We start from the raw sequence: 15979 nt of genomic DNA on the forward strand, positions 1-15979 counted from the left end.
CGAAATTCTACCGGATAGTGTGGACGACTGCCTTGGCATGTCGTCGGTGCGTAGCCCTTAGCTTGCGTAAAGTTCGTCTTCCAGCTCGTGGATAGCTTTGTTGTAGCCAGCTTTGCCACCAAAAGCCTTGACCAACTCGATGGGCGCACCGAACTGGCTGAAAGGGTCAAGCTGCAGGATTTTGATGTCCTCGATATGCTCGATGCCGGTATCGGCGTATTTATCCAGCAAGGCCTCCAGTACCTGGCGGGCTGCGCCAGAATACTTAGCGAAATAGTTACGTTTTTTCACCTGCTCTGCTCGCTCGCGGCGTGATAGTGCAGGCTGATCGAAGGCGACGTGGCAGATCAGGTCGAACGGATCGAGCGGCTTGCCCTGTTTCTTTTCCACTTCTTCGGCCAATGCTTCCCACATCACGCCTTGGACGGCCATCTCCTCGATGATGACTTTCTTTTGTTCGGCATCACTCCAGCGCCGGAGGAAGTCATCCAGCGAGGCGAACTGCTTTTGCACGCAGGTGCGGGTGTAGTCGTGCAGTGACTCGGTGATCAGTCGGCCATCCGGACCGTAATACTGCACACGCTCGGCGATGACATAAATCGGGACGTTGTCGATAACATACTTGATGCGTTTTTTGCCCTCATCTTCGCCGGTGAAATCCAGGTCATCACCCTCGTTATCGTTGCCTGCGCTTATGCCATCTTCATCGGCAAGCGGGTCATCCGGCGGTACGGGGGAGTCATCGCCTTCTGGGGCGTAGATCACTACTGGGTCGCCGTCGAAGGCCGGGTCGGCAAACAGCTCGGTGGCCTTTTTGAAGTCCATGATGGTGAACCAGTACTTGCCGTAGTCCTCGTTAATGCGAGTGCCGCGACCGATGATTTGCTTGAACTCGGTCATCGATTTGATGTGCTGGTCAAGCACGATCAGCTTGCAGGTCTGAGCATCGACGCCGGTGGTCATCAGCTTGCTGGTGGTGGCAATGACCGGATAGCGCTCTTCCGGGTTGATGAAGTTATCCAGCTCGGCCTTGCCTTCCTGGTCATCGCCGGTGATACGCATGACGTATTTGCGATTCTCCGCCACACGCTCGGGGTTGAGGTTGACCAGGGCCTGGCGCATGCGCTCGGCGTGGTTGATGTCGTCGCAGAAGACGATGGTTTTCTGAAACGGATCTGTGGCCTTGAGGAGTTCGGTAACTTTTTGCGCCACCAGTTGGGTGCGCGCCTCGATAACCAGGGTGCGGTCCATGTCTTTGAGATTGTAGATGCGGTCTTCGATCAGCTCGCCATTCTTATCGAGCATGCCTTTGGGCGGCCGCCAGCCTTGCAGGTCTTTATCGAAGTCGATACGCACCACTTTGTAGGGGGCGAGAAAGCCGTCTTCGATGCCTTGCTTCAAGGTATAGCTGTAAATCGGTTCACCGAAGTAAGTGATGCTGGATACTTCTTTGGTTTCCTTTGGTGTGGCAGTAAGGCCGATATGGGTGGCGCTGGAGAAGTATTCGAGGATTTCACGCCAGGCGGAATCCTCGGAGGCGCTGCCACGGTGGCATTCGTCGATCACGATCAGGTCGAAGAAGTCGCGGGAGAACTGCTTGTAGATGTTCATCTCTTCATCGGTGCCGGTGACGGCCTGATAGAGCGACAGGTAGATTTCGTAGGAGGTATCGATCTGGCGTTTGGCGATTTTGGTCATCGCCTGGCCGAAGGGCTTGAAGTCATTGTTCTTGGTCTGGTCGACCAGGATGTTGCGGTCGGCCAGAAACAGGATGCGTTTCTTCTGTTTCGATTTCCACAGCCGCCAGATGATTTGGAAGGCTGTGTATGTCTTGCCGGTGCCCGTAGCCATCACCAGCAGGATACGGTCTTGGCCGCGCGCCACAGCCTCGACGGTGCGGTTGATGGCATTCATCTGGTAATAGCGCGGCATGCGCCCGGAGCCGTCGTCGTAGTAGGGCGCTTCAATCTTGTGTTGGGCTGTTGTATCCAGCCCCTTCCACTGGCAGTAGCGGTGCCAAAGTTCGGCAGGGCTGGGGAATTGATCAAGGGTAAGTTCGGTTTCTACCTGGCCGCCTGTGCCACTGCGGTCGTGAAACAGGAAGCCATCGCCATTGCTGGAGAACACGAACGGTACGTCCAGCGCCTCTGCATAGCCCAGAGCTTGCTGCATGCCGGAGCCAATAGAGTGCTTGTTGTCCTTTGCCTCGATTACAGCGATAGGCAGGTTGGCCTGATGGTAGAGGATGAAGTCTGCGCGGCGTGCTTCGCCGCGGCTGTGCAGTTTGCCCCGAACGATAATGCGGCCTTTGGTAAAGCTGACTTCCTCGCGCACCTGCTTGTGCATGTCCCATCCAGCTTGCTGAACGGCTGGGGCAATGTACTTGCTGCAGATGTCCCGCTCGGAAAGCGACTTTTTGTCCATAACCCCAATTCCCTTTCAAGCCGGCCTGGTCGCTCCATTCCGGCACTGCTGATCGTGCTCGATGGGCGTAAATGTACCTTGTTTGATAGTGGCACGGGGGAAGATCAGATTATGTTGGCTGAAGCTGTAGGTAAGAGGAGTTGAGATCATCGGAAAAAGGTGGCGGATTTATTCTTGAGGAAAATACCCGCTCACCTTTTTTGACTTTTTGGTATGTCCCCGCAGGATGGCTCTTTTAGTGTCTGAAGGCCGTCCTACCAGCAGCTTCTGAATCAGCCGTTGGCACAAGGATGTCCAGTGCACGCGTCACCAGCAACTCTCCCAAAACGCTCAATTGCTGGGTGGCCAGAAGCTTATGGCGAAAGGATCCATCGGACTCGAAAGCCAGATCAGTAGTAAGCGAGTTTAGCGAGGCGAGGGTTTCGCAGGCCTGTACCAGAAGAGTTTCGGGGTCGACGTCTTGGGCGATACAGAAGATATCCGCGCCAGATTGGCTCGAGCATGGAGGATTGGGAGTGATCTTTTTCATGGTGACGCTCCTACACTGGTGACGGGAGCTGCCATCCCCTGCTGTCAAACAGGTTTGGGTGGCAGCTGTACGCGGGTTGACAGACCGGAAGTGTAGGAGCCCGGCGCACCCGAAGATGCCCCACGCACAGCCGCCATGACAGAGGCGGAATGCGCGAAGCATGCCGACTTATCAAGGGGAGTGAAAGGTTACACTTTTCGGCCTGTCAAAGCCGGTTGCTGATGAGCAGCAACCAGGGAAGGCTATCTTCGTGGGGTGGCTCGCGCCAGTTCATGCCAGGCGCGACGTCTTGCAGGAAAAATCCGAAGGTCCATTCGGCGGTGCGTTTCCAGGGGCCCAGAAACAACAAAACCCGCACAAGGCGGGTTTTGGTGGTGCTTCGTATTTGGTGGAGCCGGGGGGATTTGAACCCCCGTCTAAACCGGGCGCTATGGGGGCAGCAGAGCTAAGGTTGCCATAAAGCTGTCATTTCCCGGCTCGAATCATTTAGGGCCGGCTGTAAGGGTGCCGTTTTTCCAGAGCCTAAAGCTCGCCCCGTTTGGCGTGCTCTCTCTGGCATGGCGGAACGCGACCCGCGTAGTTTTCCCATCCAGTAGATGATGAGCCAAGAATGTCTGAGCAAACTGGGAGGCAACCGCACCGTGCACGCTGTGGAACGGTGCAATGAAATGACTGCTGATCGCCATTTTTGACAGGGCGCTACCTACGACTTTGTAGCCAGTTTGGCAGCAAAGCGAGATAAAGATCTTTCGCGGCGCGCCACGTACTCGAAGTGCTTGCTCAATCTTTTCTGGCGAAGCCCAGTCATCATTTGCAAATTTTATTCCTTCCTGGCTTCCGTGCCCGATCAATATTACGTGTGAATAGTTTTTCTGCTCCACTTGCCAAATCGTTTTCAGCTCTTTCAGCGATCTTATTTTGTATGCTCTGACGTAATCATCTGGGACAAGAAGACGGCAGTATTGAAGTACAGACTTTGCAAGTGGATCTAAGAGGGTATGCTCAGTCTCTAGGTCACCAATCGTGAGGATGAGCACTCCAACATTTTTATGGCATAGACTTGTCCCGATCCAATCGGATGTGGCGCCGCCTCGCATATTTACTTGGATTTTCTTGTTGGCAACGGCAGATATTGTGGTCTCCCAAAATACTGATGGAAGATCGTCTATGCCGATCCGAGAACTCGGAACGAATACTTTATCACCAATAGCGAACTGTCCTGCCATAACTGCTCCTTAGTTATACGATTGGCCTATTCATTCGACTGGCCTGACGATGGCATTATGCCTATGTGTGCGTCCGGCGCCCAAAGGTTTACAGCTTTCAACCCGGAGTCGGTTTCAGCTGAAGGCATCCATCTGCCATACACCCTAGCAATCATCGTCCAGTCACTGTGCCCCATCTGTTTCGCCACCCACATCGGGTGCTCACCGGCGGAGAGCATCATCGATGCGTAGGTGTGTCGGGTTTGGTAAGGCGATGGCATACGGACTAGTTGGACTGAAGCAAGAAATGCAGGGGGAGGCTATGCAAGGCCTTTCCCAACTGTCACAACAGCAGCAGCAGGCAAAGCAGGCCGAGGACCAGATGAATCAGCAGGCAAAGGCTAACACGCAATCTAGCCAGGTAGGCATGGCCACCACCGGTGCAATGGTGGGTTCTGCATTTGGCCCAATTGGTACCGCGATCGGCGCCGGCATAGGGTATATCGCCGGCTCATTTATGTAGCCGCACAGCCAGTCTTTGCATTCCCGATGTAAAAAGATGCCTTATTTCTCGATCCGGCACCGGACCTTGTTTGCGTCATGTACGCCTTGCCAGCGTTTGCGTCGATCGACCAGGTTTCAACTACCGCTTGGTCGTTCGGGTACGCATAAAGAAGCGTGCTTTCGTTGATTTTCATCAGTTCGCCGCTTTCGTACGAAGCCTTTGCGCCGTTCACGGCGATCGAGGGGCTGTGCTCGCTGATGTTCAACCAAAACACGGTGTTACCGATCTTGTCATCGGTAACAGAATAGTTATCGCTGGCGAAGGCTGCTTTCCCCTTCAGGTCCGTGATAATCCAGCAGCTGTCGGCAAAGGCTTGGCTGGAGAGGAGGGCCATAGCCCCCAACAACGCGTGCATCCATTTCATGAAGGTGTTCCCCTTTTGGGCCGTCTTTTTGGCCTGAACTCACGCAGCTTATGCAATTATTTCCGCGCAGACGAATTATCTGCGCGGCACCTCAGAAATTATTGTCGGGAGACAACAGATGGCAGGCGGATTAGATATCCCACTGATGACGTGCGCCTTCTAACTAAGGCGGCGGTGGACGCCGTCGATAGGATCTTCCGGCCCGGGTTCAAATACAGCAAAGCCGAAGTGATGCTGCTCAACCTGTGCCAGCCTGGCGAATACACCGACGATCTTTTTGCAATTTCGCAGCCGGCCGAGTCGACCCGGGTTATGACGGTCCTCGACCAAATCAACGACCGATGGGGGCGTGGAACGCTCCGCGCTGCCAGCGTACCGGCAAACCCGGACTGGGGCATGCGTCGGGAGATGATGAGCCAGAGCTATACCACGCGGCTTGATCAGCTATGGACGGTCAGCTGCAAATAAGCACCACCACCACGAAACCCCATTGCAAAGGACTGCAAATGACAAACCCAATCGTTCCATGGATGGGCGGCAAGCGCCGGCTATCGAAACGCCTACTGGCGCTGTTCCCTGATCACGAGTGCTACGTCGAAGTGTTCGCCGGCGGCGCGGCGCTGTATTTCAAGCGGGAGGAGCCGGCAAAAGTTGAGGTTCTTAACGACCTCAATGGCGACCTGGTGAATCTCTACCGAGTAGTGCAGCACCACCTCGAGGAGTTCGTTCGTCAGTTCAAGTGGGCACTAAGCTCCCGGCAGATCTTCGAGTGGCAAAAGATGACGGCGGCCGAGACACTGACGGATATCCAGAAAGCGGCCAGGTTTTTCTACCTCCAACACCACGCGTTCGGCGCTAAGGCCACGGGACAGACATTCGGTACCGCGACAACCGGCCGACCCATCAACCTGCTGCGCATTGAGGAAAACCTATCGCAAGCTTGGCAGCGTCTATCCGGCACATACGTCGAGAATTTTCCGTGGCTGAAGTGCGCCCAAAAATACGATCGACCACACACGTTTCACTATATGGACCCCCCGTACTGGAAAACCCAGGGGTACGGAGCTGAGTTTGGATTTGACCAGTACGAGCTGATGGCCGATTTCATGCGCGCCAGCGAAGGGAAGGTGATGGTAAGCATCAATGATTACCCAGATATCCGCCGTGTGTTTGAGGGGGGACGCATGGAGGCGATGGATATTCGCTACAGCACGGCCAATCCGAGGAAGGGTGTAGCAGAAAAAACAGGTGAACTGGCGATCATGAATTAGTAGTGATTGCAGTCAGAGCTATGGCATATCTAGCCGCAGGCGCCTGCGGCCAGGGTGCTGCCTGAAAATGAACAATAAGAGGAAGGGAAGCATTATACCGTTAGGAAATTATGGTGTATTAGCTGAGTATAGTTGAGCTTCAAACGGAGCTGACAAACTTGTTCTCGATCGGATGCCAAACCATTCCGCCGATATTTGCCGACCTGACAGACTTGCAGAGAGAGTTGGTCAAAGGTTGGACGTTTCCATGGGAAGAACTGCCGTTGTGAGTAATGATTATTCGGCAACCGAATCCATTCAGGCTGTCAATTGCATCTTGAACATACCCTGGCAAACCCTGACAGACTACGTCGACCCAAACTGTATCTCCTGGATAAACCCTCGTGAATGCTTCGATAGCATTCGCGAGTAACTTCGCGTGATCCGGTCCGTTGGGCACGCATGGAACCCGAATGGTGTGCAAAAATACCTGATGAGTGCTATCCCCAACAGTGTCCCCGCGGTTGCAACTGATGCCGGCTGCGTTTGCTGTATTGATTGCTGCTGTATCGCGATCATCGAATGCCACGGGTTCCATCCTTAAGTTATTGGCTGTATCTATAGACTCGGCCGGTCCAGCCAAAGCTTTAGCGTTCTAGTTTGAAATGCATGGCTGATTGGCAAACGTACGCAGAAGATTGGCAGCCGCCGCACAAGGTAGGACTGCGTGCATGCCAGATATACGTCAAGGCTCGCGCGCACTGACATATATCCATTTTCGTGAAAATTAGCGTGACCTCATTACATTTAGAGAAAACGGTAAAATTCATTATAACGCTCGAAATATCGTACCCTACTGCTTGCGCATAGGCGGCGGATCCACTACAAAGCTGCCGGATGATCGGGGTTTACCTTACGTCGTTACCGGGGGAAACTCGAAAGTCGGGAGGTTTTCAAGATTATCCCTGTCAGTCTTGTTCGGGCTTGTGGTTAGAAATTTGCCGTCGTACAAACGGACCTCCGAGCCCCTATCCAGTTTGCCATTCGCTGCTTTGACCACAGTTTGAAACTCCGCTTTGCCAAGACGAATTAGATCTGCGATGAATAGCCTTGGCACTGGGATACGAGGACCAGCCTTATCCCCTTTGTCCTCGCGCACCAGCACCCACTCGATGTGCTCGCCGTCTTCGCTATACGCAACCTTTTCGATAAGAAAATCTGCCATGTTCGTGTCCTGCCTCAGGCAACGCCTCGGAATTGATATGATGACTAAATGATGGCAATAGGTGTGATTTTCAAGCTGAGGCAACCTTCAAACACGTAAGTAGGTATTTCAGCTCATCTGGCGAGGTTTTTTGCTGTCTAAAACTACCTCGATCTATTCTCGATTCATTGGCCCAAGCGGGCGCTATCTCGCTGACAAGTTTAGACGCTGAATCGCTGTAAGCCACACAGTGCAAGGTTTAAGCACTTCTCCAGCTCATACTGCTGCACTATCGCGGTTTCCACTGCCGGCCGAGCTATCAGCGGTATTCAATCTCAAAAAAACGCATTTATCGCTTTCCACCAGGTTAAGAGAGCGCCAATAACTGTCCCCGTAACCGCGAAGAGTGACACTATCCAATGGCGCTTGATTGAATCGAGGATATAGGCGGGGTGGAGCCCATTCACATCAAGCCAACTTGCTTCAGTTTTTAGCTTTTTGCGGTGGACGAGCTCAAAGATGCAGCTGAAAATTTCCAGCTTCCTAAGCGTGGATTGTTGCATCTTCAGGTGGTCTCCGGATTCAAAAGCTTTCGGCTCATCATCGCCGCTCAACGCGCCTTTATCACCGATGTTGTTCATCTCGACGAGACTAAACATCCTTCCCGGTCTGCCGCTTTTCGAGGTGTGGGAGGCGTAATTATCTCCGTAAAGGGTCCAAAGCAACCTGGAGAGATCTACTTTCTGACCATCTCGGACGACAAATGGAACACCACCCAACGCCCTGTGGCGATGTTCAAGGGCCGAGAATCCGAAATGATCATCTCTCATGTTCCAGTGAACAAAACGACAATCAGGATGCTCATTTAAGAAGCCAAAGAACCCGTCCAGCATTATTTTTTCGAGGCGATTGATATTGGACGGGATTGCGGTAAGGCATCCATCGAGCTCCGCTGATTTGAGAATCGACCACGATTTCGTTTGGCCGTTGTGTAGGTTGCGGATAGCAATCAATACCACTTTGACCGAGCCGGTCGCAGCGTTTTTTTCGAATGACTCGCAAGCATAGTGGATGAAGTAGACTCGGCTAGAGTCTTGATATAAATCCTCAACAGTCTTCCTGCCAGTGGCTCTCGCCCTGATCCGAGCAGCTACCGAATCCATCCTGTCACACCTCTGTATGATGCTGTCATTAAGCTGGCATAACCGAGCCAAAACCACCCATTCAGGCACAAAAAAGGCACTCGCGGTAAACGCTAAGTGCCTAATTTGTATAGCTTATTTGGTGGAGCCGGGGGGATTTGAACCCCCGTCCGCCAGTACTCCGCTGTCGGTACTACATGCTTAGCCGTATCTATTAAGTTAACCCTCAGCGACCCGAAGGGCAGGGTGCTTTGGGCGAGTTGTGTAAGTTTTAGCCGATTCGTCCACAACGTACTGCACGGCGATTCTGTTCTATATGACAATCACTTTGGGTTTACAGACATCCCCTGGTGATTGCTGGACCCGAAGGTACCAGAAGCTCAGGATCTAAAGCTGCTTACGCAGCGAGAGAGAATTCCTGGCCGTAGGTTTCGTCATTGGCAACTATAAGAAGTTGCAACAGTGGATTTACGAGTTCTGTTACCAACTCGGCATGCACCTAAAGTTTCGCAACCGGCGTCGAATCCTAAACGGCCCCGTGCTTGTAACTCGTTGTTTCTTAGTGAGTGACAAGCCTGTGCAGTGTACGCCAATCGGTCACAGAAGGCCAACCCGAAGGTTGGCCTAAGCAGTCAGTGGGTTACTGATTGCCGCCTTTGTCCGAGTCCTGCAGGCTTTGCAGCGCCTTGGAGGTGATCTCGATGCATTTTTTGTCATCGCCTGCCGCATGGGCTGCCTTGGCTTGGGAAACGGCGGTGTCGATTTCGCCAGATTTGCCGCTGGTGTCGGTGGCGAGCAACGCTTTCCCGTTGTTGATTTTGTCCAGGTTGATTTGGCACAGATCGTCTTTTGTTCCGGCGGCAAACGCGGGGGACGCCAGCATCGCAGCGGTAATGAACAAACCAGCAAGAGCGGAACGCTTCATGGGTATCTCCTTGTGCAAATAGGGCTCGATGCTGCCGGTTTTCCGTGCAGCCAGCGAGGTCACTGATGAGCCTCGTTTGTCGAGGCCTATGCAGATGACTACACCGGCGCGCAGGGGTTCTGTTTTGTCGCTGGATTAGTCGAAAAACCCCGAAATCATTAGGTTTGGCACCAAAAAGGGGCGGCTCTAATGGGTCCGCGCCTGGGTTACTCGGTCCACGAGGTACACCAGGCCGTGGTAATCAATTCCACCGTGTTGCGTCAGGCCTATCTCACACGTACGGCTGGTGGAGATGCCTTCGCTGCAATATTGCACGGCGTCTTTGAGGCTGCGCAGTGAGTGCGCATTCAGCTCCGGCGTGGTGAAGCCTTTGTCGCCGGCAAACCCACAGCAATGAATGCCTTCGGGGATCACCACGTTTTTGCTGCACTGCCTGGCCAGGTCGATCAGTGCCTGGCTTTCTCCCAAATGCTGGGTGCTGCAGGTGACATGCACGGCGATCGGGGCTTCCTGGGGGGTGAAGTCGAGGCGGTCCATCAGGTGGGTGCGGATAAAACGCACGGGGTCGTAGAGGTCGAGGCGGGTTTCGGCCAGGTCCTGGACCAGGCGCAGGGTGCACGGGCTGGTGTCGCAGTAGATCGGGTCGAGGCCGCCACGGCTGGCGTGGAGCAGGGCGCCGATCAGCTCTTGGCGTTTGTGTTCGGCTTGTTCGGCGTAGCCCTTGGATGCGAAAGGCTGGCCGCAGCAGAGATTGTCCTGATTGTCGGGAAAGACTACCTGGTAACCGGCTTTTTCCAGCAGGCGGCGGGTTTTGTCGTACAGCGACATCTGTTCGTGGTCGCCGGCTGCCGGGCCCATGGCGCGTGATACGCAGGCCGCGAGGTACACCACCCGTGGACGCTCATCGCTCACGGCGGGGCTGAAGCGAATGGCCTTTTCCGGTTGCGGCATGGCGTTGGTCCACTGGGGGATTTGCCCCTTGGACAGGCGGGTTACCGTGGCCGAGAGCTTCGCCAGTCGCGGCGCGCCCAGCAGCATGCGCGCGCCGTTGGCTACGTGCAGGGTGAAGCGCGCACCTTGCAGTGCCGTGGCGAAATGCGTCGACAGCCATTCGGCGGTTTTCGTACGGTCGGCGTCGCGGCTGCGCAGCTTTTTCACCAGGTCGCCGGTATTGATGCCTACCGGGCAGCGTTGGGCGCAAAGCCCGGTGGCCGCGCAGGTGTCGATGCCTTGGTATTGATAGGCCGCTTCCAGTTCGGTGGTATCGATGCCTGCGCGTTTCCGGGCCTGGATATCGCGCCAGATTACGATGCGTTGGCGCGGGCTCAGGGTCAGTCCCTTTGATGGGCAAACCGGCTCGCAGAAGCCGCACTCGATGCACTTATCCACAAGCTCGTCGGCGGCGGGCAGTGGCTTGAGGTGCTTGAGGTGGATTTGCGGGTCTTCGCTGAGCACCACGTCCGGGTTGAGGATGCCGTTGGGGTCGAGCAGGCGCTTGAGTTGCCACATCAACTGGTAGGCATCGCTGCCCCATTCCAGTTCGACGAAGGGCGCCATGTTGCGACCGGTACCGTGCTCGGCCTTCAGCGAGCCGCCAAACTCCACGGCCACCAACTGGGCGACGTCGTCCATGAATGCCTGGTAGCGTGCGACTTCTTCCGCGCTGTTGAAGCCTTGGGTGAACACAAAGTGCAGATTGCCTTCCAGGGCGTGTCCGAAAAGGATCGCTTCGTCGTAGTGATGTTTGTCGAACAGCTCGATCAGGCGATTAACGCCAATGGCCAGTTGTTCCACCGGGAAGGTCACGTCTTCGATAATCACGGTGGTGCCGGTTTTACGCACGGCGCCGACGGCGGGGAAGGTGTCTTTGCGGATCGCCCACAGGCGGGCGTTTTCCACCGGGTCTTCGGTGAAGTCGACTTGTTTCTCCACCGGAAAGCTGGCCAGGGAGGCCATGATCAGTGCCAGTTGCTCATGCAACAGCGAGGGCGAGGCGGCGCGGGATTCGATCAGCAGGGCGCAGGCATTTTCCGATAGCTGCTGTACGAAAGCCGGCATGCCGGGTTTGTCCTGCACCGAACGCATGCTGCGGCGGTCCAGCAGTTCAACCGCTGAAACAGGTTGGGTTTTGAGTACGGTCACCGCGTTGCAGCAGGTTTCCACATCGGGGAACACGATCAGGGCCGAGGCTTTGTTTGGGTGATCGATCACCGTGTCATAGGTCACTGCGCTGATAAAGCCCAAGGTACCTTCGGAACCCACCAGCAGGTGGCTGAGGATATCCAGTGGCTCGTCGAAATCCACCAGGGCGTTGAGTGACAAGCCGGTGGTGTTTTTCAGACGGTATTTGTGGCGGATTTTCGCAGCCAATTCGGCGTTGGCCCGCGTTTCGCGGCCCAGGTTCGCCAGGCGCTCAAGCAGTTCGCCGTGATGTTGGCGAAAGGCCGCAACACTGGCCGGATCTTCCGTGTCCAGGCGGCTGCCGTCGGCCAGCACCAGGCGAATTCCTGCCAGGGTGTGATAGGTATTCTGCGCCGTGCCGCAGCACATGCCGCTGGCGTTGTTGGCGACGATGCCACCAATCTTGCAGGCATTGATCGACGCCGGGTCCGGGCCGATCTTGCGCCCGAATGGCGCCAGCCAGGCGTTGGCTTGCGCGCCGATCACGCCGGGCTGCAAGCGGATTTGTGTGCCCTGGCCGCGAATCTCGCGCCCGTTCCAATTGTCCCCCAGCACGATCAGTACCGAGTCGCTGATGGCCTGTCCCGAAAGGCTGGTGCCCGCCGCACGAAAGGTCACCGGCACGCGGTCGCGCTGGGCCAGTTGCAGCAGGGCCACCACTTCATCTTCCGATTCAACCCGGATTACCAGTTGTGGGATCAGTCGGTAAAAACTGGCGTCGGTGCCGAAGGCGAGGGTGGAAAGTGGATCGTCGAAACGACGATCCTGCGGGATCAGTTGTGCGGCGTCGCTCAGAAAAGCAGCAGGCAGGCTCATCGGTCCTCCAGAAATAGCTGACGCCGGAATCGCTGTCCGGCGTCGGTTCTTACCCTATTACGTGCAGGTCTTAGTGCACCAGCATACCGGTGAACCAGTAGGCCTGGGCCAAGGTGATCAGCCCGACAATCGTCGCGAAGAACAGGCTGTGCTTGAGGGTGAAGCGGAACAGGTCGGACTCCTTGCCCACCAGACCCGTCGCGGCGCATGCCACGGCGATCGACTGCGGCGAGATCATCTTGCCGGTCACGCCGCCGCTGGTGTTCGCCGCTACCAGCAAGGTGTCGTTGACGCCGATCTGATGCGCGGTGGTGGCTTGCAGTGAGCTGAACAGCGCGTTGGACGAGGTGTCGGAGCCGGTCAGAAACACGCCGAGCCAGCCAAGGAATGGCGAAAAGAATGGGAAGGCTGCGCCGGTACCTGCGAGCACCAGGGCCATGGTCGATGACATGCCTGAGTAGTTGGTGACGAAGGCAAAGGCCAGCACCATGCCGATGGACAGGATCGGCCAGCGCAGCTCATAAAAGGTTTCTTTCAAGGTGGTCAGACCAGTTTTGAAATCGATCTTCAGCACCAGCATCGACACCAGGGCGGAGAAGAAAATCGCCGTGCCGGTTGCGGAAATCGGATCAAGCTTGAATACCGCAGGGATGGCCGTTGGCGTAGCAACGATGGGCGCAACCTTGATCACCAGTTGATCCAGGTGCGGAATCGCAAAGTTGAACACCGAGCTGTACATCGCACCGCCAGCGGCGAACATCGCCTTGAACGGCTTCAGGGTCCAGATGGTGACCAGCACGGTCAGGATCAGGAATGGCGACCAGGCTTTGAAAATTTCCCCCAGGCTGTAAGGCGAAGCCAGGGTGTTGCGAGGCAGGCCAAAGCCACCGGCGCTGGCAGTGACGGCAGTGCCGGACGTTGCGCCAGCGATTTGCGCGCCGGCAGTGCGCTTGGGCTGCCAGACTTTCAGGAACAGGGTCAGGGAAATCAGGCTGGCCAGGGCCGAGGTGATGTCCGGCAGTTCCGGGCCGATGAAGTTCGAGGTGAAGAACTGGGTTACGGCGAAGCTCAGGCCCGCAACCAGCGCGGCAGGCCAGGTTTCCTTGACGCCGCGCACGCCGTCCATCATGAACACCAGCCAGAACGGCACGAACAGAGATAGCAGCGGCAACTGGCGGCCGGCCATGGCGCCGATCTTGAACGCGTCGATGCCCGTCACCTGGCCGGCGACGATGATCGGAATCCCCAGTGCCCCGAATGCGACGGGGGCAGTGTTGGCAATCAGGCACAGGCCGGCGGCGTACAGCGGGTTGAAGCCCAGTCCTACCAGCAATGCGGCAGTAATCGCCACCGGTGCACCGAAGCCGGCTGCACCTTCCAGGAACGCGCCGAAGCAGAAGCCGATCAGCAGTACTTGCAGGCGCTGGTCGTCGGTAATCGACAGCACTGAGCTGCGGATGATCTCGAACTGGCCGCTCTTGACCGTCAGTTTGTAGAGGAATACGGCGGCGACGATGATCCAAGCAATGGGCCACAGGCCGTAGGCAAAGCCGTAACCGGCGGCGGCGAGTGCCATATCGACCGGCATCTGGAAGGCAAAGATCGCCACCAGGATCGACAGTGCCAAGGTGATGCTGCCCGCAACATGGCCTTTGAGGCGAAACACCGCCAGGGCCAGGAAGAAAAATACGATGGGAATGACGGCGGCCAGTGCGGACAGGCCGAGGCTGCCGAGCGGGCTGTAGAGCTGTTGCCAGGTTTGCATATGGGGTGGCCCCTAATTGTTGTTGGTCAGGCACTGCTTTGGTGGTTTGGGTAATTGGTATTACCAATTTACAATCACCGTTGGCTAGGTTAAAAGCCTTCAGGGGGATGTGTCAATTTGCCGCTTGCGAATCTTTGGTCGTAGGTCAGCGTGAGTGGATGCTGATTGGCTGAAACGAGGACGTTCTGATAGGTGCCGGATACACGGCAATAGGCCAGAATAGGGGCCCCGGCGAGTGGTCGGGATGGTGGAGAGTGAGTTATGGGGTTTGATCAGGTGCGTCAGCGCCGTTTGTCTGACGATATCGTCGAGCAGCTCGAGGGCATGATCCTTGAGGGCACGTTGAAGTCGGGCGAGCGCTTGCCGGCCGAGCGCGCACTGGCTGAGCAGTTCGGGGTGTCGCGTCCGTCGTTGCGTGAAGCGATCCAGAAGCTGGCGGCCAAAGGTTTGCTGATCAGTCGTCAGGGCGGGGGCAATTATGTGGTGGAGTCGCTGGGTTCAACCTTCAGCGATCCGCTGCTGCATCTGCTGGAAAATAATCCCGAGGCTCAGCGCGATCTTCTGGAGTTTCGTCAGACTCTAGAAGCCTCGTGCGCGTATTACGCAGCGTTGCGCGCCACTGAGGTGGACCGCGAGCGGCTGACGGCGGCCTTCGAAGAGCTGCAGGATTGCTATACGCGGTCAGATGAGGTGAGCCGGGCGGAAGAGGGTGCGGCGGATGCGAGGTTTCACCTGGCAATCGCCGAGGCCAGCCATAACGCGGTATTGCTGCACACCATTCGCGGGCTGTTCGATCTGCTCAAGCGTAACGTGGTGACCAACATTGGTGGCATGTATCAGCAGCGTACCGAAACACGGGACATGCTGATCAATCAGCACCGTGATCTGTACCTGGCGATTATCGAAGGGCGTGCCGAGCAGGCGCGGGAGGTTTCAACACGTCACTTGCTGTATGTGCAGGAAGTGCTGGAAGAAGTGCGTCAGGAGGTTCAGCGCATGGCGCGGGCGGAGCGGCGCAAGGGGATCTAGCAATTGTTGTGGCTGAGGGAGCGGGCTCCCTCAGCCACATCAAGTCACAAGAAATTCAGTCTTCCTTGCCCTTGTTACGCACGGCGCGCTGCAATTCCCGGTTGGAATCGCGTTCGCGCTCGGTGTCACGCTTGTCGTATTCCTTCTTACCCTTGCCCAGTGCGATCTCGCACTTGACCAGGTGCTTGCTCCAGTACCACGACAGGCAAACGCAGGCGTAGCCTTTTTGCTGCACGGCAGCTTGGAGTTTTTCCAGCTCGCGAGCATTGAGCAGCAGCTTGCGCGTGCGCACCGGGTCGGCAATCACGTGGGTGCTGGCGGTCATCAGCGGCGTGATATGACTGCCGAGCAGCCATGCCTCACCGTCTTTGAGCAGCACGTAACTGTCGACCAGTTGCAGCTTGCTGGCACGCAGACTTTTTACTTCCCAGCCGGCCAGGACCAGACCAGCCTCGAACCGATGTTCGATGAAGTAATCGTGTCGCGCCTTTTTATTTTGCGCGATGGTCCCTGTTGGGTGTTTCTTTTGTTTAGCCATAGGGGCGGCATTATAGGGAGTTGCGAGCGCGTCGGCTACGGT

General features: G+C 56.1%; 13 protein-coding genes, 1 other RNA gene and 2 pseudogenes. 4 read left to right on the top strand and 12 right to left on the bottom strand.

Going from position 1 to position 15979, the window contains the following annotated elements; genetic code table 11:
• Positions 1 to 57: 57 nt before the first annotated feature.
• The 4 genes and pseudogenes from hsdR to ACUN0G_RS02805 all read right to left on the bottom strand — a co-directional run.
• Positions 58 to 2424, bottom strand: coding sequence for an EcoAI/FtnUII family type I restriction enzme subunit R (gene hsdR / locus ACUN0G_RS02790; protein WP_445572644.1), 2367 nt, complete (start codon positions 2422 to 2424; stop codon positions 58 to 60).
• A 235-nt stretch (positions 2425 to 2659) separates the two neighbouring features.
• Positions 2660 to 2953, bottom strand: a complete 294-nt coding sequence (locus tag ACUN0G_RS02795; RefSeq protein WP_445572645.1) for a DUF6124 family protein — start codon at positions 2951 to 2953, stop codon at positions 2660 to 2662.
• A 482-nt stretch (positions 2954 to 3435) separates the two neighbouring features.
• Positions 3436 to 4179, bottom strand: coding sequence for a hypothetical protein (locus tag ACUN0G_RS02800; RefSeq protein ID WP_197900569.1), 744 nt, complete (start codon positions 4177 to 4179; stop codon positions 3436 to 3438).
• A 26-nt stretch (positions 4180 to 4205) separates the two neighbouring features.
• Positions 4206 to 4445: pseudogene (locus ACUN0G_RS02805) on the bottom strand (site-specific integrase); the annotation flags it as partial.
• A 35-nt stretch (positions 4446 to 4480) separates the two neighbouring features.
• Here ACUN0G_RS02805 and ACUN0G_RS02810 point away from each other — a divergent pair.
• Positions 4481 to 4681, top strand: coding sequence for a hypothetical protein (locus ACUN0G_RS02810; protein WP_445572646.1), 201 nt, complete (start codon positions 4481 to 4483; stop codon positions 4679 to 4681).
• Here ACUN0G_RS02810 and ACUN0G_RS02815 read toward each other — a convergent pair.
• A complete protein-coding gene (locus tag ACUN0G_RS02815; RefSeq protein WP_421552233.1) occupies positions 4674 to 5087 on the bottom strand; it encodes a hypothetical protein in 414 nt (137 codons plus the stop codon). The genes ACUN0G_RS02810 and ACUN0G_RS02815 overlap by 8 nt on opposite strands.
• A gap of 135 nt (positions 5088 to 5222) precedes the next feature.
• Here ACUN0G_RS02815 and ACUN0G_RS02820 point away from each other — a divergent pair.
• Both ACUN0G_RS02820 and ACUN0G_RS02825 read left to right on the top strand, forming a co-directional pair.
• Positions 5223 to 5555: pseudogene (locus ACUN0G_RS02820) on the top strand (DUF4113 domain-containing protein); the annotation flags it as partial.
• A 38-nt stretch (positions 5556 to 5593) separates the two neighbouring features.
• Positions 5594 to 6358, top strand: coding sequence for a DNA adenine methylase (locus tag ACUN0G_RS02825; protein ID WP_445572647.1), 765 nt, complete (start codon positions 5594 to 5596; stop codon positions 6356 to 6358).
• 892 nt (positions 6359 to 7250) lie between these two features.
• On the opposite strand, the gene ACUN0G_RS02830 is transcribed toward ACUN0G_RS02825, so the two are convergent.
• From ACUN0G_RS02830 to ACUN0G_RS02855, 6 genes are all read right to left on the bottom strand, one after another.
• The gene (locus ACUN0G_RS02830; RefSeq protein ID WP_445572648.1) at positions 7251 to 7562 is read right to left on the bottom strand and encodes a hypothetical protein; all 312 of its coding nucleotides are present in this window, start codon (positions 7560 to 7562) and stop codon (positions 7251 to 7253) included.
• A gap of 314 nt (positions 7563 to 7876) precedes the next feature.
• On the bottom strand, positions 7877 to 8704 hold the full coding sequence (locus tag ACUN0G_RS02835; protein WP_445572649.1) for a hypothetical protein: 828 nt from the start codon (positions 8702 to 8704) through the stop codon (positions 7877 to 7879).
• Positions 8705 to 8823: 119 nt separating this feature from the next.
• Positions 8824 to 9221: a transfer-messenger RNA gene (gene ssrA / locus ACUN0G_RS02840) on the bottom strand.
• A gap of 102 nt (positions 9222 to 9323) precedes the next feature.
• Entirely contained in the window at positions 9324 to 9608 is a 285-nt protein-coding gene (locus tag ACUN0G_RS02845) for a hypothetical protein (protein WP_008436825.1), read from the bottom strand.
• A 186-nt stretch (positions 9609 to 9794) separates the two neighbouring features.
• On the bottom strand, positions 9795 to 12605 hold the full coding sequence (locus tag ACUN0G_RS02850) for an FAD-binding and (Fe-S)-binding domain-containing protein (protein ID WP_445572650.1): 2811 nt from the start codon (positions 12603 to 12605) through the stop codon (positions 9795 to 9797).
• A gap of 70 nt (positions 12606 to 12675) precedes the next feature.
• Positions 12676 to 14370 carry a lactate permease LctP family transporter gene (locus ACUN0G_RS02855; RefSeq protein WP_445572651.1) on the bottom strand — a complete coding sequence of 565 codons (1695 nt, stop codon included), beginning with the start codon at positions 14368 to 14370 and terminating at the stop codon, positions 12676 to 12678.
• A gap of 261 nt (positions 14371 to 14631) precedes the next feature.
• Here ACUN0G_RS02855 and ACUN0G_RS02860 point away from each other — a divergent pair, with 261 nt between their 5' ends.
• On the top strand, positions 14632 to 15399 hold the full coding sequence (locus ACUN0G_RS02860; RefSeq protein ID WP_063033222.1) for an FCD domain-containing protein: 768 nt from the start codon (positions 14632 to 14634) through the stop codon (positions 15397 to 15399).
• Positions 15400 to 15454: 55 nt separating this feature from the next.
• Here the strand turns inward: ACUN0G_RS02860 and smpB are convergent, their stop codons facing one another.
• Positions 15455 to 15937: an SsrA-binding protein SmpB gene (gene smpB, locus ACUN0G_RS02865; protein ID WP_017478553.1), complete on the bottom strand. Its 483-nt coding sequence runs from the start codon at positions 15935 to 15937 to the stop codon at positions 15455 to 15457.
• Positions 15938 to 15979 lie beyond the last annotated feature (42 nt).

The organism is Pseudomonas sp. 32A, from assembly GCF_052682255.1.